This is a genomic window from Bradyrhizobium sp. WSM1417, from assembly GCF_000515415.1.
GTDB lineage: Bacteria > Pseudomonadota > Alphaproteobacteria > Rhizobiales > Xanthobacteraceae > Bradyrhizobium.
The window spans coordinates 2,731,418-2,752,071 of the sequence record NZ_KI911783.1 but is presented as its reverse complement, the minus strand read 5'-3'; the positions used below and the strand labels follow the sequence as shown (position 1 = coordinate 2,752,071).

At 58.1% G+C, this 20,654-nt stretch carries 16 protein-coding genes; 8 read left to right on the top strand and 8 right to left on the bottom strand.

What is annotated here, in order from left to right:
* Positions 1 to 10: 10 nt before the first annotated feature.
* Positions 11 to 1,792, bottom strand: a complete 1,782-nt coding sequence (locus BRA1417_RS40320; protein ID WP_084462215.1) for a GspE/PulE family protein — start codon at positions 1,790 to 1,792, stop codon at positions 11 to 13.
* 143 nt (positions 1,793 to 1,935) lie between these two features.
* Between BRA1417_RS40320 and BRA1417_RS0113220 the strand changes: the two genes are divergently transcribed.
* Positions 1,936 to 2,865: a hypothetical protein gene (locus tag BRA1417_RS0113220; protein ID WP_156948720.1), complete on the top strand. Its 930-nt coding sequence runs from the start codon at positions 1,936 to 1,938 to the stop codon at positions 2,863 to 2,865.
* A 16-nt stretch (positions 2,866 to 2,881) separates the two neighbouring features.
* Here the strand turns inward: BRA1417_RS0113220 and BRA1417_RS0113215 are convergent, their stop codons facing one another.
* The 6 genes from BRA1417_RS0113215 to BRA1417_RS43960 all read right to left on the bottom strand — a co-directional run bounded on the left by BRA1417_RS0113215 (position 2,882) and on the right by BRA1417_RS43960 (position 9,939).
* Positions 2,882 to 3,241: a hypothetical protein gene (locus tag BRA1417_RS0113215; protein WP_035968497.1), complete on the bottom strand. Its 360-nt coding sequence runs from the start codon at positions 3,239 to 3,241 to the stop codon at positions 2,882 to 2,884.
* Positions 3,242 to 3,309: 68 nt separating this feature from the next.
* Complete coding sequence (gspD, locus tag BRA1417_RS40315; protein ID WP_084462214.1) at positions 3,310 to 5,547, bottom strand: type II secretion system secretin GspD; 2,238 nt, start codon at positions 5,545 to 5,547, stop codon at positions 3,310 to 3,312.
* 588 nt (positions 5,548 to 6,135) lie between these two features.
* The gene (locus BRA1417_RS0113200; protein WP_027516165.1) at positions 6,136 to 6,468 is read right to left on the bottom strand and encodes an H-NS family nucleoid-associated regulatory protein; all 333 of its coding nucleotides are present in this window, start codon (positions 6,466 to 6,468) and stop codon (positions 6,136 to 6,138) included.
* Between the two features lie 247 nt (positions 6,469 to 6,715).
* Entirely contained in the window at positions 6,716 to 8,182 is a 1,467-nt protein-coding gene (locus tag BRA1417_RS40305) for an undecaprenyl-phosphate glucose phosphotransferase (RefSeq protein WP_084462213.1), read from the bottom strand.
* A gap of 16 nt (positions 8,183 to 8,198) precedes the next feature.
* Entirely contained in the window at positions 8,199 to 8,654 is a 456-nt protein-coding gene (locus BRA1417_RS40300; protein ID WP_156948719.1) for a hypothetical protein, read from the bottom strand.
* A gap of 1,012 nt (positions 8,655 to 9,666) precedes the next feature.
* Positions 9,667 to 9,939, bottom strand: coding sequence for a hypothetical protein (locus tag BRA1417_RS43960; RefSeq protein WP_156948718.1), 273 nt, complete (start codon positions 9,937 to 9,939; stop codon positions 9,667 to 9,669).
* A 745-nt stretch (positions 9,940 to 10,684) separates the two neighbouring features.
* On the opposite strand from BRA1417_RS43960, the gene BRA1417_RS0113180 reads away from it, so the two are divergent.
* The 7 genes from BRA1417_RS0113180 to BRA1417_RS43955 all read left to right on the top strand — a co-directional run bounded on the left by BRA1417_RS0113180 (position 10,685) and on the right by BRA1417_RS43955 (position 19,502).
* The gene (locus BRA1417_RS0113180) at positions 10,685 to 10,987 is read left to right on the top strand and encodes a hypothetical protein (protein WP_156948717.1); all 303 of its coding nucleotides are present in this window, start codon (positions 10,685 to 10,687) and stop codon (positions 10,985 to 10,987) included.
* A 517-nt stretch (positions 10,988 to 11,504) separates the two neighbouring features.
* The gene (locus tag BRA1417_RS0113175; RefSeq protein ID WP_027516161.1) at positions 11,505 to 11,879 is read left to right on the top strand and encodes a hypothetical protein; all 375 of its coding nucleotides are present in this window, start codon (positions 11,505 to 11,507) and stop codon (positions 11,877 to 11,879) included.
* 896 nt (positions 11,880 to 12,775) lie between these two features.
* Positions 12,776 to 13,795 (top strand): hypothetical protein, encoded by a 1,020-nt coding sequence (locus BRA1417_RS40295; protein ID WP_156948716.1) that lies wholly within the window; start codon positions 12,776 to 12,778, stop codon positions 13,793 to 13,795.
* 219 nt (positions 13,796 to 14,014) lie between these two features.
* Complete coding sequence (gene wecB, locus BRA1417_RS40290; protein ID WP_051448327.1) at positions 14,015 to 15,202, top strand: non-hydrolyzing UDP-N-acetylglucosamine 2-epimerase; 1,188 nt, start codon at positions 14,015 to 14,017, stop codon at positions 15,200 to 15,202.
* Between the two features lie 3 nt (positions 15,203 to 15,205).
* Positions 15,206 to 16,702 (top strand): glycosyl transferase family protein, encoded by a 1,497-nt coding sequence (locus BRA1417_RS40285; RefSeq protein ID WP_051448326.1) that lies wholly within the window; start codon positions 15,206 to 15,208, stop codon positions 16,700 to 16,702.
* Positions 16,703 to 17,762: 1,060 nt separating this feature from the next.
* Positions 17,763 to 18,986, top strand: coding sequence for a polysaccharide biosynthesis/export family protein (locus tag BRA1417_RS0113145; RefSeq protein ID WP_035969317.1), 1,224 nt, complete (start codon positions 17,763 to 17,765; stop codon positions 18,984 to 18,986).
* Positions 18,987 to 19,235: 249 nt separating this feature from the next.
* Entirely contained in the window at positions 19,236 to 19,502 is a 267-nt protein-coding gene (locus BRA1417_RS43955) for a hypothetical protein (protein ID WP_156948715.1), read from the top strand.
* A 64-nt stretch (positions 19,503 to 19,566) separates the two neighbouring features.
* On the opposite strand, the gene BRA1417_RS0113140 is transcribed toward BRA1417_RS43955, so the two are convergent.
* Entirely contained in the window at positions 19,567 to 19,965 is a 399-nt protein-coding gene (locus tag BRA1417_RS0113140; protein ID WP_027516158.1) for a hypothetical protein, read from the bottom strand.
* Between the last annotated feature and the right edge of the window lie 689 nt (positions 19,966 to 20,654).

Below are 20,654 nucleotides of genomic sequence, written 5' to 3'. Positions count from 1 at the left end.
GCGATGCTCCCTAACTCGATCGCGAGACCCTGAGCACTTCCTCAATCGTCGTCTCACCGAGAGAGACTTTGATGAGGCCGGCCTCGTAGAGCGTGTGAAAACCCGCACGTCGTGCGAGAGAGATCATGGTCCGTCGATCGTTATTGCGTCTGCCAACCGCTTCCCGCACATCGTCATCAATAACCAGAAGCTCGGCAACGCTCGTTCGCCCGAGATAACCGGTGCCGTGACAGGCGTCGCAACCGACGGCCTCACGTGCACCCGACCAGTCAATTGCAAGACCTTCCGGAACTGGCCATTTCAGGCGCGACGTAACCTCGGCGCGATAGGCGGCTGGACACGCGCAGTGCGGGCATAACCTGCGTACCAGACGCTGAGCCATCACACCGGTGAGCGTCGAGGCGAGCAGATAACGTTCAATGCCAATGTCCATCAGGCGGGTGATCGCGGCGATGGCACTGTTGGTGTGGAGCGTGGAAAATACAAGATGACCGGTCAGCGACGCCTGAACGGCTATGCGGGCGGTCTCCAGATCACGGATTTCACCGATCATGATGATGTCCGGATCCTGGCGCAGGATCGAGCGAAGGGCGGCGGGGAAATCCAGCCCGATCTGTGGCTGGACCTGGATCTGATTGACGCCAGCGAGTTGATATTCAATCGGATCTTCAACAGTAAAGAGCTTCGATTCCGGGCGATTTAGCTCGTTCAACGCAGTGTATAGCGTTGTCGTCTTGCCACTTCCTGTCGGGCCCGTGACCAGAATGATGCCGCTTGGCAGCGACATGAGACGATGAAGCCCCGCCTGAATGTCTTGATCGAGACCGAGCTTGGAAAAATCCAGTTCGACCCTGGTCCGGTCGAGAATTCTGAGGACAAGGCTCTCGCCGAACGCCGTCGGCAGCGTCGAGACGCGCACGTCAATCTCGGTTCCGCGGACTGCGGTCTTGATACGCCCATCCTGGGGCAATCGACGCTCGGCTATGTCCAGCCTTGCCATGATCTTGATGCGTGTCGTCAGTGCAGCCTTGAGCGTCGATGGCACAACGCGCTCTTGTTGTAGAAATCCATCAAGCCTGATTCGAACCAGAACTGTGTCCCGTCCCGGCTCGATGTGGACGTCGGACGCTCCACGCTCGACTGCACCTGCGATGATCTGGTTCACCAGACGGATGATCGGCGCTTCATTGGCGATGTCACGCAAGCGTTCGACGTCAATCTCGTTTCCATCCGCTACGCCGGGCGCGACAATGCCCTGATCGTCGCCGGATGCTTGCGCACCAGTATCCTGGTAGAGCTTGCGAAATGCGCGCTCAATGTCCGCAGGAGCAATGACAGCGAGATCCACCTTCCGGCCAAGCATGTAGCCGATCGCTCTGTGCGCCTCCTCGTCGAACGGATCGACAGTTGCTAACAGCAGAGCCCCGTTGGAAGTCGATATCGGCAATGTGCGACTGGTCTTCAGGAAAGGGAGCTTCAGGCGATCTGCGAGCACCGGTTGCGCCGGGACATCGGACGATCGCACGACCTCGAGCCCGCAATAAGCAGCATATGCACCACAGAGATCAGCCTCCGAAAGCAGGCCGAGCTTCACCATGACGATATCCAGGCGCTCGGAAGCGGCTTCCGAAGCGCGCCTCGCCCGGGCAATCGCTCCTGCATCGACAAGGCCTTCGCGCACCAGAAGCGCTGAGAACGCATCGGCGAAGCCGTCCTCCTTCGGCTTGGGAACATTGACCAAACCCGTCGTCGGCGACTCCTCGCATATCAATGTCTGTGCATGGGCGAGCATGGGTTTTCGGAGATCCTGACATCCGGCCATCCACACGCTAGAACGATTTTGTTAATTAAGGCTTTTCATACTTTATTTGCCATTTTCATATACGAACTCGCAATCGATGCGGCGAACGAGGTCAATCCTTGCAAGGACGGTCCATGTCGATTGCGCCTGCATGTCGCCGCATGCGGCATCGTCGCGAAGTCCCGAACAGCCATCCCTTCGGCTCCTGCGGGCGCCGCGGCTTCGCGTTGATTACGGTGATCTGGGGTCTTGGTCTCCTCACGCTGCTCGGTGCAGCCGTGATCGTTGGCGCCCGTTATCGCGCCAGGACCGCGCTGGCTGACGGCTCGGTGCTCTCAGCGGCTGCAGCTGCAGAAAGTGCCGTGAATTTTTCCATCGCAAGCATGCTCTCGCCGACGCCGGATACCGGCTTTCCAAAGAAATGCCGAATGCCCGGAGGCGAGCAGGCCGAAATAGTCGTCGAGGAGGAGGTCGGCAAGATCGACATCAATGCCGCCGGGCTGCCGACCCTGGAGCGTTTTTTCGTGGCGGTCGCGAAGGACAAGGCGCTCGGGGACAGAATTGCCGAGAACGTCGTCAATTTCCGGAAGTCACTCCAGCACAAAGAGACCGCTAGTCAAACCCCGCTCACCGGCAATCAGACCGCACCAACGAACGCGCCGAACGACGTAAAACGCTTGGGCTTTTCAACGATCCTGGAGCTGGATCAGATCGACGGCATGTCGCCCGCATTGCTCCGTTCCGCAATCCGCTACACAACTACTCTATCGGGCCGGGTAGAGCCTGTGCCAGAGGTGATGACACCAGCCTTGCGCCTGCTGATGGGCCTCAATCCGGGGCAGACCGAAGCCAGACGCCCGACCCTGCCCGGGAGCTTCACTGTTCGGGTCGACATCCGCGCAATCGACGGGTCACGGTACATTCGGGAAGCTCTGGTGTCATTTGGAGGAGCCTCCACTCAACCCTACGTCATCCGCGAATGGCGACGTGGCGACATCATCTCAGGCGCCGCCGCAAGCCAACTGCCGAACAGCGGCCCGGCCCAGACCTGCTTCAAGCTATAAAGCCGACACAGGACGTTCAACCCTTTGACCGAAGAACGGCCTGAGACCTGGAGTTTCTCGCCGATTCTTCCAGCCGCTCTCTCTCTTCGGCTACAGCGGGACCAGGCTCGAGCACCGTACATCCTTTCGTACGCTGAAGATCGGTCAGAGCATCCAGCCGCCGGCGTTCGTCAGCCAGCTGCTTTGGTGCATCGAGCGGAAACCGGTCGGAATCATAGCCCGCCAGCGATCCTGCCGCGAGCCAGTATTCGAGGCGAGCAGCGCGCTTGACCGAGAAGCGGAACGAGCCCGCGATCGCGTTGCAGGACATGGATTCATCGACGGGCAACAGCATATAGGGTGGCGGCGGATCAATCACGTAAGGCTGGCTGGTCAAGCAACCGGCCAATAGATACGGCAATGCGCAAACGCTAACCAACCGGGAGACCAGCCGAGCGCCTCGTATCACGGCGTCACCAGGCGCTGCGCGGTATTGAGGGGCGCCCGCTGGCGCGTTGTGGCGTGCGGCATATAGACATTCATCTTGCGGCGATATTCTTCGGTGACCAGCCGGCTTTCGGTCCCGTCGCGAACAACCTTCGGCGTGATCAAGATGACGAGCTCGGTTTTCGCAACCGCGTCCTTCTTGTTTGCAAACAACGCACCAACCCCCGGAATGTCTCCCAGGATCGGCAACTGGTTGCTGCTTTTGCTGGCGCTGTCCTGGATCATGCCGCCCAGCGCCAGGACCTCACCGTCGCTCACGACAACCGTCGTCTTGACCCGTCGCTGCTGAATGGTGGGAGAATTGATATTCGACGTCGTTGTCCTGACGACACTACTGACTTCCTGCTCGATATCGAGCTGTACCCGCCCGCTCTCATTGATGCGCGGGGTCACTGAGAGAATCACGCCCGTATCTTGCATCGTGATGGAGTTCACGATTGCCGTCTGGGCGGTAACCGTGCTCGTCGCAGTCTGCGTCGTGATCGGAACCTGATCGCCGATCTGAAGACGCGCCGTCTTGTTGTCGAGCACCATCAGAGACGGTGTGGAGATGATATTGACATGAGTCAGGGCGTTCAGCGCGCTCAGGGTCGCCGCTATGTTCGCAGTGTTGATGGCATAGTTGAAACCGGGGAACGCGGCTGCCACGCCGCCGGTAAGAGCATTGGAGAATGTTGCGGTCGGAGTTCCATTCTTCGCAAATTGCCACTGCAGCCCAAACTGAAGATCATCATTAAGGGTCACCTCCGCGATCACAGCCTCGATCAAGACCTGGCTCGCCACCACGTCAAGACCCTGCACGACGCGCAGCACACGCTGGTAGTCGCGCTCATTGGCCATGATCAGCAGCGAATTCTTGGTGTCGTCAGCAACAATCTTCATCACTGGCTCAGCGCCCGTGCTGGATGCCGTGTTGTTGTCCACCATGTCAGCCAACGCTCCGTCGGGATCGCCGTTTGAAGAGCGCGATGCCACCATCGTGTCTGCCGCTTTCCCCAAACCTGCTTGCATGGTGAGGTCCGAAGCGCCGATGCCGGTCGCCGAGGATTTGCTCGCATCGCTTCCGAAGGAGATCTGCTTCGATTTCGGCGCGACGTTGCGGCTTGTCGGGCGCACGACCTTCATCTCTTGCGAGAACATGGACTGAAGGATTCCGGCGAGTTCACCGGCTGTCCGGTTCTGGACTTGATAGACGTGAAGTTGCGGTTCTGTGCCGCTGGCGCGGGCGTCAAGTCGCCTGATCCAGGATTGCGCGCGCGGGATATATCCTGGATTGGAGGTAACGACGAGGATTGCACCGAGCCTTGTATTGGCGATGAACCGCACCCTCCCCTTCAGGGGACCCTCCTTGTCCGAGGCAAATACCGCTTTCAGCTCGTCGACCATCCTTTCAGGCTGAGCTGCCCTGACAGGTACGACTGCGAATGACATGCCCTTCATCACATCAACGTCAAAGATCGAAACCGAGTCGAGCATGCTGTCGATTTCGGCCTGTGAGCCCTTCAGCGCGATGATGTTGCGTCCATCGTCGGCCTGCACGATAGCTCCCTTTGGCACCATCGGTTCGAGCACGCGCGCCACTTCCGTGGCTGCGACGTATTTCAGCTGGACGATGCGAACGCCACTGCCGGTAACCGCACTGTTGGTAGCGTCGCGGACAGTGCTTACAGCCCCGGTCGCAGACTGGTCGGCCGGAGCGATCCGGTAAATGCCACGGTTCTGTACCAGCACTGCGCCGATCGGAGCGATGGCCGTCTGGAAAATCTCGAGGGCATCCGCTTTGGAGACCGGGTTGCTGGTCTGGACCGAAACAACCCCGTCGACCCGGGGGTCGACTACATAGTTGACGCCGAGGAGATCTCCCAAAACCGTCTTGGCTGCCTGCTGTAGGGGAACGTTGGCCAGATTGAGGACGACATTGCCATTGGCAGCCACCGAGCTTGACTTGGCCGCTGCCGAGCCGATCATCCGGCCGTCGCCACCCTCAACGGTGGCGACTGCCCTGGATGATGGTGACGGCAGCGCGATGGCACCCGTCGGCATCAGGTCCTGGGCGTTCGCCTCGAAGGATACCGGCTGGCCTGATAACCTGGGCTGAACGTTCAGGGTCGGACTGACGATTCCCGGGGCGCCACAGCCGGCGACGAGGCTTGCGAGCAGGCAAACCACAGAACCCGTGAGGTGGCCACGAGACATCGGCAAAGCAAGCTCCGAACATAAAAAGGCGCACGCGCGGGAATTCGAGCGTAAACAACTGGTAAATCATCATGGTTAATCCAACGTAAAAGCCGTTCCGGCCCGGGATCCCGGGCGGCGGGTTTCAGCGTGCGGGGAATGAACCAGACTGATCCTGCCTCAAGCCGGTCCTCTCGGGACGGCAGGGCTGCACAGAAGCTTTCTGACGAGGCGCAAAAGTGCACGGTCAGATTGGCTTCGAGACTGCCGTAGCTCCGAATAACCGAGCAGGGGTCCCGGTAGATCTTACCTGGGTTGGCAACTCTGGCGACAGACCTGCGCCTGGCTGTCACAGGACGCGAAGCATGGAGCGCCGAGGGTGGTCGGACAGACCCGCTTGCATGCTGCGTTCTGATTGTCGCAATTGGCCGTGCAAGCTTCACTTGCCGCATCGGCGAGCCGGAGCTTCGCGCGGCTGAAATCTTCCGTCGATGCCTGCGCGAGCTGAGGCAAGGCAAGGCCGATGATCAGGGCCATAACGAGTTTCACCTGGGGCCTCCTCCTTGCTGAATGGAGCGCTGCAACGGCGCGATCAATTCCAGATCCGAATTAGCGGCGGCCTGAGATCAGGAAGTCGTCGATCGAGCGGCCGGCCCGTAGTGCGGCCGTGAGCCATTTCGGCTGCTTTCCCCGACCCGACCATGTCTCGTAGGGAGCACTCAGATTGCGATACTTGGGGTGAACCTGAGGATAAGGCCGTCGTTCGCGCGAAGAGGGAGCGACGGGCGGATTGGCGGCCTCATTCTCACGACGAAGCTGCGCCAACCGCTTCTCAAGAGCTCGCTTCTCGGCGTTCAGCCGTACCGACAAGAGCTCATTGAGCTCCTCGTGTAGCTGCCAGAGCTCATCCAGCGACATGCTTTCCAGATTGGGCTTCTTCATCCGTCCGTCGTAGCGTAGCAGCTTCCGCTGCGTGAACTCGGCACATCATGATTCGATATGTTGAATGATGTTCCATTTTTTCACATTTTTCCAAGTGTGATTTATTTCCGTCCCCGCAAAGTTGGTACTTCGCGGCATGGAATAAGTGCAAGCCATTGAAAGAAAGAAGCTAAGAATAATTTATTGGCGAATTGATGTCACCGCGGGAAAGCAATCCTGCAGTTGCGATCCGCACGCAATTCTCGCGCTAATAGGCATTCCGCTTTCGGGCAACCTCGAAAAAGGTCTTGATCAGGATCTGGACATCGAGCCAAAGGCTCCAGTTGTTGACGTACCAAAGATCGAGTTTTACGCGCTCGGCGATGGCCTCCACGGTGGGCGTGGCGCCCCGGGAGCCATTGCACTGCGCCCACCCCGTCAGCCCTGGCTTGACATGATGCCGGAAGGCATAGTCTTCGAGGATTCTCTCGAAATAGCTGTCATGGGCAAGCGCATGAGGTCTGGGACCGATCAGAGACATCTCACCCGTAAGAACGTTGAGCAATTGCGGGAGTTCGTCGATGCTGGCGGCCCGCAGGAAGCGCCCGATCGGCGTCACCCGCGGATCCTCCCGACTGGCCTGAACCACGACTGGACCATCCTCCTGCACTTTCATAGTGCGGAATTTCAGCATTACGAATTCTTTGCCGTTGAAGCCTTTTCGACGCTGACGGAAAATGACCGGCCCTTCACTGTCCAGTTTGATGGCAATCGCCGTGAGAACAAAAATCGGAAGCAGTGCAGCCAGAGCCGGTCCAGCAACCAGGATGTCCATCGCACGCTTGACGACCCGCTCGACCGCGCTCAGCGGCGCACGCTGGATTTCGACGGCGAGCACCCGTTGACGCGCCGACGACACGAAATTGGACAGCGATCGAACGTGCAAATCCGGCAGCAACCGCGAGGAAACCGGTAAGTTCTTGACTTTCTCCCGCGCAAATTCAATTCGCGCGTCATCGTTCCAGGGGAGCACCAGAAGCACCTCCCGGCAGTTGTTGCGACGAACAAAGGCCCCGACCTGGCCAAAAACGCCTTCGTCGGCAGCCAGCCGCTTCTCGCAATCGGGCTCGCTGCTCAACAAGAACTCTTTGACGTCCGTTGCCCCGAACAGCGCGAGGCGATCTCTCGGGGCAAGGGCAAGAAGCTCTCTCTGATCCCCGACAAGGACTGCATCCCTGCGTCTGATTCCCCCCTTCGCAACAGCCGACGCCAAATTGGTCTTGGTCGCCTTGCGGACAGCCAGGAGACCGATCGGAGTCACCAGATAAAAAGCGAAGAAGGTGCCGCGCGAATAATCTCCGCCGATTTTCAGGATGAAGGCAAAGAACGCCAGCAGGATTCCGGTGCTGAACCAGCAAACGAGGATTTCCGTGATCTCGACCCCCGGCTTGGCGCTGTCGGGCAGGTCATAATAGCCGATCCCGCTCATACGCAGGATATAGATGAATGCAGCCATGAGGCCGACCGCACAGCACGGCAGCAGGCTCGGTACGGGGCTGCCCGCTGCAAGATGGTAGACTATTCCACCACCAATGCTCGCCAGAATGATGACGAGCGCGTCCGAGGTAGACAATGCGTAGGGAATAAAGTCCGACGACCAGATTGTTCCTTTTTGGACATGCGCCTGGTCGACCTGACGCGCTTCTTTCTCGCGAATATCCGAACCAATCGACATCAAACTTCACCAAATTCTAACGGCAAATTAATCGGGGAGATGAACCACAAAAATCGGCTTTTGACAAACGTCCCAATAACTTTTTGTTAGCAATTTTAAGCTTAGGCTCGTTGTCTGTGCGGAGCAACATGAATTTAGGCGCCGGCTCTCTGCCCCGAAGCATGGTTAAGGCAGGGCGACGCTGCACTGGCTGTTGTGCGCCAGCACGTTCCTGCACCTTCACTCCGGCGTCATCGTCCTGCTCCTGCCCCGTTAGGGGCGCCACCTCTTTGAAGGATTCGCCGTCAGGTTGGACGAGGGCCTTGTCGGATGGATTGGTCATAACCGCCGCCCGGTCTTCCTGAGCGCCCGGCGGCATGCCTGGATTGAGCGCCCGTGCCTGCTCAACCAGGTTCCCCACAGTCTGACTTACGCTCGGCACCAAATATGAGCCGAGAAGCCCTGTGGGTCGGCTTCCAAACGACATGCGCATGGATCCGTCCCCAAAAGGGTCAACTTCTGTTTTGGCCGCCCGGAGCCTGGAAGCCATGGAACAGAGTTACCGGGCCGTGCCGGAGAATGAACCAGCATTGCGCAAACATGAGAAGGATCGTGAATGCCTCGCACCGGTGCCACCATGACCAGCAACGCGAATCCCTCCGACGCGGGCACCACTGCCAGGCGAGACCCTGGCCGATTCGATGATCGCAGTGCAACCAACTGAGAAATCAAGCAGCACGGAGTGGCAGTCATTGCTTCCGTGCCGGATTGACTCGCCCGCAACCATAGAGCCGAATGGTCTTTTGTCTTCGTGGGCGCATTTATGAGCTACTTCGCAGAACTGCAGACCGGTCATTGGCTGATCCTGGCTGGATGCGTTTCGATCCTCGCCGGGGCAATCGGGATGTCGATAGCGAAATCGGGCTGAAGAACCGACCAGGGGTCCCATGAAAAGGACCTGTCAGAGAGTGCGGTTGTAAATTGCGTTCTCAGGCGTCGGGTTCTCAAGCACTCTCAAAGGACCCTTCGGTAGAATCACGAGCCCACTTCGACGCGACAACTGGAGCAGGGCACACTCCGGACCGGATTGAATTTAGCTTGGCGACAAACTTCAACCCGACGCCTGGCTTGGTGAGAGGTATCTTGAGCCCGTCCGGTGATCACTACGTCTTCGGACCTTTCCTCCTACCCTGTTCAAGAACAGCGGCACCAATCACGGGGTCAAGTTGGTCGGCTTCGGTAACTTCGCAGGCGATTACTTTCCAACTCAGCATCCAGCTTCAGTTTTGCGGAAATCTGCCGGCAACTGACGATCCATACGCCGGAGTGACGAGCTATACGTCAGGCACATTGATTGTGCCTGAACCATCAACCTCGTCGATGATGCTCTCCGGCTTTCATGGTGTACGCTTTCCAGCCTGACATCGTCGCAAGCAGGCCCGCTTGTTGCCTGATCTCAATTGCTCATCAACAACTACAGAGAGCGCCTCGGGCGGTCTTTCTTTTCATTGGTCGCAGGCTCGGCGCACTCTATCCTGATAGCGCGGCCGAGCATTTGGATTGAGCTGATCCACTTCGGCGCAATCGCTCTGGTAAATCGAGTTCTGACGACTGCTGTTACCTTTATCGGCGGCGCTCGGCGGCAAGCCCTCGCGCTTGTTCGGACGTCCATCGACACGCAAGTCAACGGGCCCGTTTGGTTGTCGCAGATCGACCTGCGCCAGCGCAGGTGTAGAGACCAACATTACGGCAATGACCCAGGTGGTGAAGCGGGACATCTTGCCCTCCGGACAGCTGTTGCAGGGATAGGCCAGTATCGGCGGTTTCGTTCCGCAAGCCCGATCACGTACTTGGGAACGGCACCGGCTGGCAAGGTATCGAGAATACTGCCGACAGAGATGGGGATTGCAAACAATGATCGAGCTCAACCTGGCCATCGCAACTGGTCTCGGCGCGTTGCTTGCCGGAGGGCTTGTGCCGATACGACGTGCGGGCGGCGCGCCGCCACTGATGCAGAGACGGCCTTGAGCGTCCTGCCTTGTTGCTAACGGAGACGGGATCTCCCTTAACCTTGAGAAGTGAGGTTAATCCGAACCTGTCCTTGAGACCAGGGGCGCACCCGGCTAATGCTTGTCGCGCCGGTCGCGGATGGTCTTGCCCCCAGGTCGATCCCCGAAGACCACGATTTGAACTGTCCGGCATGGGCCGCCAGCAACGCCCCCAGGTCTGGCGGCCCACCTTTTGCTGGAGCGCGCGGATGTCATTCAAAGACCCTCGGACCATGAAGCGCTCACCCATGACAGATTGGGCTTCCCTCCCGCTATCGACAAGGCGAGAGAGCGCGCCGAAGAGCTGTATCAGCAGATCGAGCGGCACGCTGTGTTCTGCACGCGTATCGAACGGCCGGAGGAAAACACGATGGTTGAGAACCTGTTCAGAGGGTCCGTGGACAGCGGCTGGGCGAGGTCGCCGCACGTCCGGAGCCTCGAATGAGCGGTCGTCCCCCACAAGCACATAGCTCTGGTGAAAGAGCTTTCAGCGAATCGAGCGGCGGCTGAGCTAAAAGATGCGACTTTGGATTGCAGACAATCCAGTAAGCAGCCGGACGTCAAGGCCACAGCCGCAGTCGAAGGTCAAGAAACCCCAATGTTCGACAAGACAGCAGATCAAAGTGATGTGGCGATTGAGAGCCGCAAACGTTCCGACCTGTTCTTCCCTCTGGTATTCAGTGCAAGTGCGGTCGTCGTTACTGTCGTCTGGCTTGCCGCGATTGGTTGGTTGGTATGGCAACCGATCGGCTACCTGGCTGCCTTGTTATTCGAATAAACAATCCTGCTTGGCAGCACATGAGTCTACCCAGGCGAACAGGAGTGTGCGATTTCGATAGCATCCATCTGCTTTGTGCTTGGTGCCTGCTTCTCGTTGTCCTTTGTCGCGTTTAAACCCAGGATCGACGCGTGGCTTGACAAGCAATAGCCTGGCGTCGACCAAACCCCCACGGACGCTCGACAATCGGTCAGAACCTGTCCATGTCAAGCTGCGCGGCCAATATTGAGCACAGCGAATTACCTTTTCAGGTGGTTCAGCAGAAGCCTTCGGCCAGCCTTGTGGTTTGCGCGCGCCGGCCCCTTCCGGGCCGAACAATGCAGGCAAATACAGCCTTGCCGGGCTGTTTACGCGTGCTTCCCACTTTCGCTTCTCCGATCAGTTTCGGGTGCAACGCAAACTGCCAGGTTGCCCCCTGTACCAGCACGGGCCTGCTCCTGAGCCTCCTGGCTGCGGCCGGGGCCAACAGAGTGCGCCTGCCTTATCGCACCCCGACTTCGTTGGAGTTTCACGTCTTATGCGAGCAGCCAGAATCCTGTTGCGCCTCGCCACCCTCGGGTGGCTTGCCTTTATTGTTTTTGCGACCCTGTCCCGGCTTTCCTCGAGGCCAACTCTTGTCAATACCGACACAGAGCTGATCACAGCTTTTGAACGGTTCTGCGCTTACGCCGTACTCGGCTTCCTTTTTCGGCTTTCAGTCCCTGATCGCCCAAGGCTGGTCGCGATCTCTATCCTGGGGATTATCGTTGGACTCGAGTTTGCGCAGTTCGTCGTTCCAGATCGAGACCCGCGCCTGATCGACACACTGGAAAAAGCGCTTGGTGGCTGGGTTGGGTTTTTCGTCTCGTTTCTCGCCGAAAAGGTTTTCCGTCGCGTCTTTCGTCTCGGCTAGGCGCCATCAAACGGCTCGCACTGTGATGTCCGGTTTGCCGCCAGCATCGGCCGAGGAGCGGGTGGCCCTCCGCGTCCCTTGATGGGCCAAATTGCTATACCGCGCCTGCAGGCTGGCAAAGGCCGCCCGAAGGCCGCCCAGTATCAAACCTTGATCACGGATCAGATGGCCCTTAATGCTGGCCTCGACTTGCGCCCATAAGCCGTCAAGCTGGTGCCCGCGAAGCCAGAAATGAGCACGGCCCGTATGGAGGGCTCGGGTAAAGCAGCTACAGCAGCAGGCCTATAGTCCCAGGTGATCTCCATATGGGGATTGAAATCCTTCGCGACTACCGCGACGCAATCCCCGGTATCAAGTGAGCTGGACTGTTTGAGCACCGCCGTCCCCGAGCCTGGGTGTTGCGGACCTCAATCGCATCGACCATCGGGAAGAAGTCTTCCACGTCGGCTTTGAAACGAACTGCACGATCGCCTTGCCGTCACCCGATCAATGGCCGGCGCCATTCAAGGCCTTCAGCAAGCTGACACTTGTGATCCGCACGGAGGCGTGCCTCATTGCACACTTGTCCGGACGTCGAGTGCATCGAACTGAGAGATCACACAGGGACGCGCATCATACGAAAGCGCCCTTATCCGTGACGGGCGTCCCGGTCTGAAGTCGCCGACAAGGTGCCACACCGCCGACTTCACCGACCACCCCGGCCGACTTTCGCCAGCCAAACGCCGGATTGACGGTGACGCCTCATGCAATGCAACTTCACTGAACTCTCAGGCTAGCTGCGCGAGTCTCGAAAGCATCATCCCGGATGGATGCTGTCCGGCAATTGCGCCCGCTGTCGCACGCGGGCTATAGTCCGGCGGGACCCGCATCGCCTGGGTCGCTCTGGAGATGATTAAGTGGTCTATAGGGAAGCGCGGAAATCGTTCGTTGTGAGTTTTCTTTTCACAGCACGGCGATTGCTTGGAATTGCGACATTCGCCCTCGCGCTTACGCTGCTCGCTCCCAAGCTTTTTCTTCTTTTCGACAATCCGAAGGGGGCCAGTTTCTCGGCAACATTGCTGGACGCGCGGGACCTTATTCTCAAGAAGGCATCACCGCTCCTTCATCATTACATACCGACGAACATTGCCGGCGCCGATCGATCTGACTGGATTCTGATAGGCCTGGCGATCCTCGTTACTTTCACGGTTGGATCTTTGGCTCAAAGGAGCCAGCACTCGTTCAACCGCCGCCTGCTTAGAGCCTCTGCGCAGGAGTGGCGCGAGAAGGAGGGTGTGAAACCGGGCTCCGCCCTCGACAAGCAGCTGGAGAGCAAACTGAGAGTCGCGGAAAGCGATAACGCGGTAAACCGGCAAGACCTTTTGAAGGTGTTCGCTGAAACGAAGAAAAAACTCGATTCATTCGGACGAGAAGTTGCGTTTCTGGCGGTTGATGTCGTCGGATCTGCCCAGATGAAAACCGGCGAGGATCCCGCGTCGGTTCAGTACGACTTTGCTGAATACCGAAAGCTGGTGGAGCGCATATTCCGGGCCCGCGGTGTCTTGAAGACGGCCTGGACACCTGACGGGGTCATGGCCTGCTTTGCTCACGTGGAGGACGCGTGCCAGGCCGGCAAGGACGTGATCAAGAGCCTCAAGGGGTTCAACCGGGACGTGAAGATTTCGAAGGCCGATTATTCTGTGCGCTGCGGCGTCAACGCCGGTCTCGTCTATTTCGACGACTCGACCCCACTGGAGACCATTTCCGACAGGGTCATCGATGTGGCCGGCCATATGCAAAAGCACGCCGAGCCCAACACAGTCCTGATCGCCCGAAAAGTTATCGAACCCCTGCGTCAGCTCGAGGAATTTACCCACACGAGCCAGGTCATCGACGGGTATGAGGCCAGTGTATGGCGCGATTCGGCAACCGTATAACCCGCTCGTCTGGCACCAGCTGCTCCCCTCCGGCCTGCTCATTTTTCGGGTAACATTTACCCTGTATTGCCAATGCTTTGTTTTCCCTTCATGATTGCCGAAACATCATTTGTATGAAGGGCGGGCTCCGATTAAGCTGGTTCCCCTAAATACCGACAGATAATTCGGCCTTGTGCGGCGCATCGACCGCACTGGCGAGTCGATTTTGGGGCTTCGGACATGCATCTCCCGCATCGGGACGAGTTCACGCGTTCTATTCCTGTTCGAACCTTTCTTGTCGTCATCGGCACCCGGCCGGAAGTCATCAAGCTGGCGCCGGTTATCCGGCGCCTGCGCGGCACAGGATGGGCCGACGTCAGGGTCGTAACCAGCGGTCAACAGAGCGACTTGCTTGATCTGACACTGGCCGAATTCGGACTCATACCTGACATTGCAATCCGGCACCGTGGGACCTCCCTTAGCCCCGCGCAGACCGCAAGTCGACTTCTCGGCAGACTGGATCGCATTCTCGAAAGCGAACAACCGGACTGTGTCATCGCGCAGGGAGACACAACCACGGCATATGCAGCCTCGGTTGCCGCATTTTACCGAAAGGCACCCTTCGTTCATATTGAAGCCGGATTGCGGACCCCCGAGCTCGACGCGCCCTTCCCTGAGGAATTCCATCGGCGCGCAATCGCCGTTTCGTCAGCGCTACATTTCGCCCCAACTTCAGCAGCGGCTCAAAACCTGATCAATGAGAACGTGCCGAGAGACAAGGTGTTCGTGTCAGGCAATACGGTGATTGACTCGCTCCTGGAAATCGCCGCCACCAGGCCGCCTGCCCCGCCGGAGTTTCAGGCGAGACGCATGATACTGCTGACTGCGCACCGCAGAGAAAATTTCGGCACGAGATTGAGGGATGCTCTCACGGCAGTGAGAGCTTTTGTCGACCTCACCCCGGATGTTGGCGTCTACTTCCCTGTCCATCCGAACCCGAACGCCCGCGAGGCGGCCATGGAGGTTCTCTCTGGTCACCCCAGGATTCATCTCGTTGAACCCCTCAGCTACCGGGCCATGGTCGCGGCCATCCAGAATGCCTGGTGCGTCGTGACGGATAGTGGGGGATTGCAGGAAGAGGCTCCGGCCCTCGCCAAACCAGTCCTGGTCCTGAGGGACGTCACCGAACGTCCGGAGGCAGTCGCGTCGGGCGTTGTAGAGCTCGTGGGGACCTCTCGCGAAGCAGTCTTCAAGTCGCTCCACGAGCTAAACAAAACGCCGGCAAAATATACGAAGATGGCGCGCTCCGTATTTCCGTATGGCGACGGGCACGCCAGCCGCCGAATCGTCGAGGTCCTCTACCGGTATTTCGTGACTGGCCAGGACCAGAAACCAGCAACAATTGCTCCTCTTCGGCATGCATCCTGACTCATGGCCAATCTGACCGCCTATCTTCCGTGGTATCTTTATTCGGTTGAGATCATGATGCTCGTGGCGGGCATCATCATTGTTGTGTCCAGCTTCGACGATCTCGTGGTGGATGTGCTGTACTGGACCGGGCGGCTGTTCGGCATCACGAGAACCAGGGACTTGCCCGACGTAGAGCTTCTCGAGCAGCTGCCGGAGCGGCCAATCGCGATCATGATCCCATGCTGGAAAGAGCACGACGTTATTTTTTCCATGCTGTCTTCAAACTCCCGGCTGCTTCGCTATCAACAAGCTCACTATTTCGTCGGCGTCTATCTCAACGATCCGCCGACCCAGGATGAGATCCGAAAGGCGCAGAGCCTCTATCCGAACATTCATATGGTCCTGGTACCCCGGGATGGTCCGACCAGCAAGGCAGACTGCCTGAACCAGATTGTCTCGGACATCTTCATGTTCGAGGCCGAGAAATCGATCCAGTTTGCCGGGGTCGTCATGCACGACTCCGAGGATCTCATTCATCCTCTCGAGTTGAAGCTCTTCAACAAACTCGTCGATCTCTACGATTTCGTTCAGCTGCCGGTCTATTCGTTCTCTCGCCCCGTTCTGTCATTGATCGGCGGCATCTACATGGACGAGTTTGCGGAAATGCACACCAAGGACCTCGAGGTCCGGCAACGCATCTCCGGCGTCATCCCTTGCGCGGGCGTGTCCGCCTGCTTCAGCCGCGAAGCGATGCTTCATCTCGTCGACCAGAACCAGGGCGAAGCCTTCCGCGTCACGTCCTTCACCGAAGACTACGACATCGCCTTTCGCGTTTCGGAGCTTGGTTTCAAGTCCGCCTTCATCGCCTACCCGGCGAAGTACGCCATCGACATCGATATCGATACCGGCAATCCTGGCATCCTCCACCGGAGCCTTCCGATCGCAACGCGTGAATTCTTTCCCTCCGCGCTGGAAGCAGCGTACCGGCAGCGCGCCCGATGGTTGCTGGGGATCGTCTTTCAGGGGACCGAAGAAATCGGCTGGAAGGGCAAGTTCGGCACGAAGTACTTTCTGGCGCGCGACCGAAAAGGTGTGATCACCAGTCCTGCGGTCATGCTTGCCTACTTCGCCATGGCGAATTTGATCCTGTTCGAAGCTTTCCGCTGGTATCTCGACCCCAATCACGAGCTTTCTTACGCCATCCTGTCGTCAGATTGGGCGAAGACCCTATTTTGGGTGACCTTCTGCTTCCTCATATGGCGGCTGCTGAACCGCATGATCTTCACTGGCATGATTTACAATCTGCGCCATGCTCTTATGTCGGCGCCACGGCTCATCGTCGGGAATTTCGTCAATTTCTTTGCCACATGGCGCGCTGTCCGCATCTATACAAGCCACCGCGTTTCCGGCCGGCCTCTGGTGTGGGACAAGACTTCACACTCCTATCCCATCCAGATGGGCGAGTTGGAGCTTCCCACTTCGGACAGCGAGCTGCCGGGCGGGGCGGGCGCGTCCTAGCTGTATTGGAGAGCGGAACGATTCGCCGAACGCCGGAGCGGACAGGTCTGCTCGGCGGGTCCGAGGACCAGTCGCCACACCGGTCGCACGGCAAATAGTGCGATACCGACTCCGATGGCCGCTAGCTGCAATTCAGGGTGAAGGACGACGGCAACGAGAACGGCCCAGCCCAGCGCGATCGCGCAGATATCAAGAAACTGACCGCGTGACTTGGCCGCCCCGACGAACCCCTGGTCAAGCGCCGAAGCGATTGCCGCGAGCCCATCGACAGCCTCACGGCTCGGAGCCGCGGAAAAGTCAGCTGAAAATCCATAGTTTGCAGTAGACATTAACGCCCCCGTCGTCAGCCTCTTGCGGGCTCCAAGGGGGCTTTTTGACATGCGAGCTGTTTCGCGCAGCTCAAACCAAATAATACAGTTTTATCTACCTCCCGAGTTCCACTCGGCTATCACCTCCCTTTGGCGGGATGGGCAACGTTGAGTTAACAGCATCAGCTTGAACCGACCCTGCCCTGCGAGGTCGGCCAGAGATCAAACGCCGACCTCCGGGATGCGTTCCGCGCGTCCTCGTGGTTTGCGACATCTTTATCGATGGAGATAATTGAGGCAGACTTGCTCTCGAAACATCGGCATCAACGCCATCTCTGGCATGCCCGTCAGTTCATCTTCCAGAATATTACATTTCGATCGTTCATTGCCCTCGCACCAGTTTTCCGGCGTTGAGCTGACGGTTCCTACCCGGAGATGAGCTCGAACGAGCCCGGTTGCGTTCGAGGCGTGCTGTCGCTCGATGATGTACGCGCAGCAACTCGCGCGAACTCTGATGCCGATCATGTCCCAAAGATGTCTCTCGTGCGGCAAACTTTGCTCACAAATCAATTGTGGCGAGAAAGCAAACATGTTGCCTAGTCTCTGATCACAAAAGCTGACAATGGATTACGAGTAAGTTGCAGGAAGGCCACAAAGTCGCGCGTTTCTTTTCGATAAAACCCGATGAGAGTGACTCGACGATAGGATGATTGCTACGCTCGAGCGCAGTAAACGGACGGCGTGAGGTGATAGTGGCGAGCGAAACAAGTAGACCATCGATTGAGATCAGCATTCATCAGGTCGTGGCGCTGGCCCTTGTCCTTGTGATGATGACCGGCTGCGCTGGTGTCATTCCGATGGACGCACCGGATGCCGCTGCCGTTCACGAGAATGCCGCCATCATCACGGCCCCATCCGCACCGCTTCCTTATGTCCTGATGCCGGTCAATCCGGTCGTCCTCACAGCGTCGAACGCGATCACCAATGCGACAGGCATCTCCTTCGCTTCTGTACCGGGCGGGCACTATCGTGAAGCGCCCATTAGCGTGGGCGACATTCTGACTGTCACCGTATTTGAGGCACAGGCGGGAGGTCTTTTCATTCCCGGTGAAGCCGGCGTCAGGTCCGGCAATTTCGTCGACATTCCGCGACAGCAGGTTGATCAATCGGGAAGCATCAACATCCCTTACGCCGGGTCAATCAGGGTCGCAGGGCAAAATCCGCGCGCGGTGTCAAATATCATCCGCGACCGCCTCAAGGACCGCGCAATCGAGCCGCAAGTCGTCGTGGCTGTCGCCGAACAACGAGGTAACCAGGTCAGCGTGCTCGGAGAGGTCAACACCCCGTCGCGTTTCCCGATTGACCCGGGTGGACTGCATTTGCTGGCGGCGATCGCCAAGGCCGGCGGCCCCAAGTTTCCGGACTATGAGGTCACCGTCACTCTCAAGCGGGGAAACCGAACTTACACGCAGTACGTTTCAAGCGTGGTCCAGCGACCTTCCGAAGACGTATTGCTATCCCCGGGAGACGTCGTTTTCCTGACCCGCGTTCCGCGGGTATTCATGGCCTTCGGGTCCACACCTTCGCCCGGCTCCATTGGTGGCACCAACAATCGTCGCTTTACCTTCGAAAATGCGGAGATGTCACTGGCTGAAGCCTTGGCCAAGGCTGGCGGTCTCGACGGCAGCCGCGCCAACTCAAAATCTGTTTTCGTCTACCGTTTCGAGCCCAGGCGACTGATGGAAAGCGTTGGCCTCAATGTAGCTGGATTCCCGACAATTGAGGTACCTGCCGTTTACAAGTTCGATATGAGCAAACCTGACGGCTGGTTCCAGGCAGATTCGTTCAGAATGCGTGATCACGACGTGATTTCGGTCGCAGAATCTCCGTCGACCGAATTCATCAAGATCATGGCGCCGCTGGACGCGGCTACAACCAATGCAGCAAACATAAACTCCATCGTAACCGCGAGGTAGTCTGACGGACACAAGACCAGGTCGGCCCCCAAACCTGATGAGGGATGGAAACACACACCCTTGGTATAGCCGCCCAGTTGAGCAGTTGGCTCGTTTGCAATGGGTTCTAGGACTTCCGAAACTGCCGTCCGCGCCGGCCTGAGATTCATGTCCAACAAAGTTCATGTTGCAGACAAATTGAAGCATCGACTTCAGCCAATCTTAGACCGCCGGCACTAGAGCTAGGGGACGGTTTGGAGTCCCTGAACGATGTTGCTGATAGCAGGTAGTATTTCGACGGGGCTGGTCCTCGGTCTGCGGTACGGAGTCTTCGTCCTCGTGCCTGTTATTCTTGTTGGGGCGGTCGCGATTTGCGCGATCTCGCCGCAATCGCTTTGGCAAGCCTGCGGTTCTGTTGCAACCTTTGCCGTCCTGCTGCAAATCAGTTATGTCGGCGGCGCGCTGTTGAGATTTGCTACACGCGGAGGAATGATCGCCAACGGCCCAGGTCCGTTAAGCCGCGCCCGATCGCACTGATGTCAGCTTTTTTCGCGTCAGGACACACGCGACGGCTTGGGGTCTAATGAAGCCGCCAAGGCGCTCAAGGCCGAAAATCCGGGAACCGGCTCTGCATGGCCACCTTGACGAACCTGAAGTGGGCGATCGCAGTCCCAAGCTCTTTTAGCCGCTTCTGGCTGTTTACGATCTCGGCGTCGAACAGGTCGTGATGATGGCTATCGAGCGGCTCCCGATGCAGATACTCGTCGTCGCCGTTGCCAAGAGTAACCGCCGCTCGGGCTAACACATCGTCGACCCGCCGGCCAAGGCCCGCCCGCTCACGTTCCGCCGCCTCCAGAGCACCCTCGATAGCAGCCATGATCGCTCCGACCCGATGCTGATCGGTTTCGGCGTCTCGATCAGCCGAGCGCACCCGAAATTCGGACACACCGACACGGCGAAGGAAATTCTGGCTGCGAGCACTCAGAAACAGCTGGAACATGGATGAAATACTCGTTCGAGATCAGCGTTCGAAGAAGATCGCTCTTCTGTGGTTAATGAAGATTTAACGACTAGACACAGACCGCGTGAACGATCCAGTTCCGCCAAGCGCTGTCATGCTTCTCGTAAAGCGCCATCCATCTCTGTTCATCGGGCCCGAGCGCACTCGTGGTCTCTCCGTCCCGATCGCTCGTGCCCTGCCCGGCCTGTTTCCGATCCAAGCCTTCGAATTCTTGTGTTTCCTCGATCGTCAGGCCAATCAGAACCCGCCGACCAACTGCATCAACAAAATATCTTCGGGGAGGCGCGTTGCCTGGAGCAATCATGTTGCAACCTGCGTCAAATACCAAAGTTAATACTGGCTATTGCGTGAAGCCACCTGAGCCCAAAATACACACCAGACATAATCTCTACCGTCTACACCCAAATGATGGCGGCGCAGATTACCTGCAACTAGCGCCTTGGCCAAGTCCGCGCAATTCAGATCTCGCACCAAAGTTAAGTACCGGGCCAAACCCGATCAGTCGCCCCGCAGCAAGGCAAGCAGGCTCGCGGCTGCGTCCGGTAAGGTTGAAGAGTTAGCTTAACACCCGGTGTTTGTTGCGAAACTTTCCAGATCTCCTATCCCTCTCTTCACCGGGCTTTCGAAATGCCCAGCCCAACCGAGCAAGCCGTTGAGCATCCGCTTGG

What these genes read in the sequence shown, in the direction of transcription:
- BRA1417_RS40320 (WP_084462215.1), bottom strand. Translation starts at nt 1,792, where the DNA reads ATGCTCGCCCATGCACAGACATTGATATGCGAGGAGTCGCCGACGACG.
- BRA1417_RS0113220 (WP_156948720.1), top strand. Translation starts at nt 1,936, where the DNA reads ATGTCGATTGCGCCTGCATGTCGCCGCATGCGGCATCGTCGCGAAGTC.
- gspD (WP_084462214.1), bottom strand. Translation starts at nt 5,547, where the DNA reads ATGTCTCGTGGCCACCTCACGGGTTCTGTGGTTTGCCTGCTCGCAAGC.
- BRA1417_RS0113200 (WP_027516165.1), bottom strand. Translation starts at nt 6,468, where the DNA reads ATGAAGAAGCCCAATCTGGAAAGCATGTCGCTGGATGAGCTCTGGCAG.
- BRA1417_RS40305 (WP_084462213.1), bottom strand. Translation starts at nt 8,182, where the DNA reads ATGTCGATTGGTTCGGATATTCGCGAGAAAGAAGCGCGTCAGGTCGAC.
- BRA1417_RS40300 (WP_156948719.1), bottom strand. Translation starts at nt 8,654, where the DNA reads ATGCGCATGTCGTTTGGAAGCCGACCCACAGGGCTTCTCGGCTCATAT.
- BRA1417_RS43960 (WP_156948718.1), bottom strand. Translation starts at nt 9,939, where the DNA reads ATGTCCCGCTTCACCACCTGGGTCATTGCCGTAATGTTGGTCTCTACA.
- BRA1417_RS0113175 (WP_027516161.1), top strand. Translation starts at nt 11,505, where the DNA reads ATGCGAGCAGCCAGAATCCTGTTGCGCCTCGCCACCCTCGGGTGGCTT.
- wecB (WP_051448327.1), top strand. Translation starts at nt 14,015, where the DNA reads ATGCATCTCCCGCATCGGGACGAGTTCACGCGTTCTATTCCTGTTCGA.
- BRA1417_RS40285 (WP_051448326.1), top strand. Translation starts at nt 15,206, where the DNA reads ATGGCCAATCTGACCGCCTATCTTCCGTGGTATCTTTATTCGGTTGAG.
- BRA1417_RS43955 (WP_156948715.1), top strand. Translation starts at nt 19,236, where the DNA reads ATGTTGCTGATAGCAGGTAGTATTTCGACGGGGCTGGTCCTCGGTCTG.
- BRA1417_RS0113140 (WP_027516158.1), bottom strand. Translation starts at nt 19,965, where the DNA reads ATGTTCCAGCTGTTTCTGAGTGCTCGCAGCCAGAATTTCCTTCGCCGT.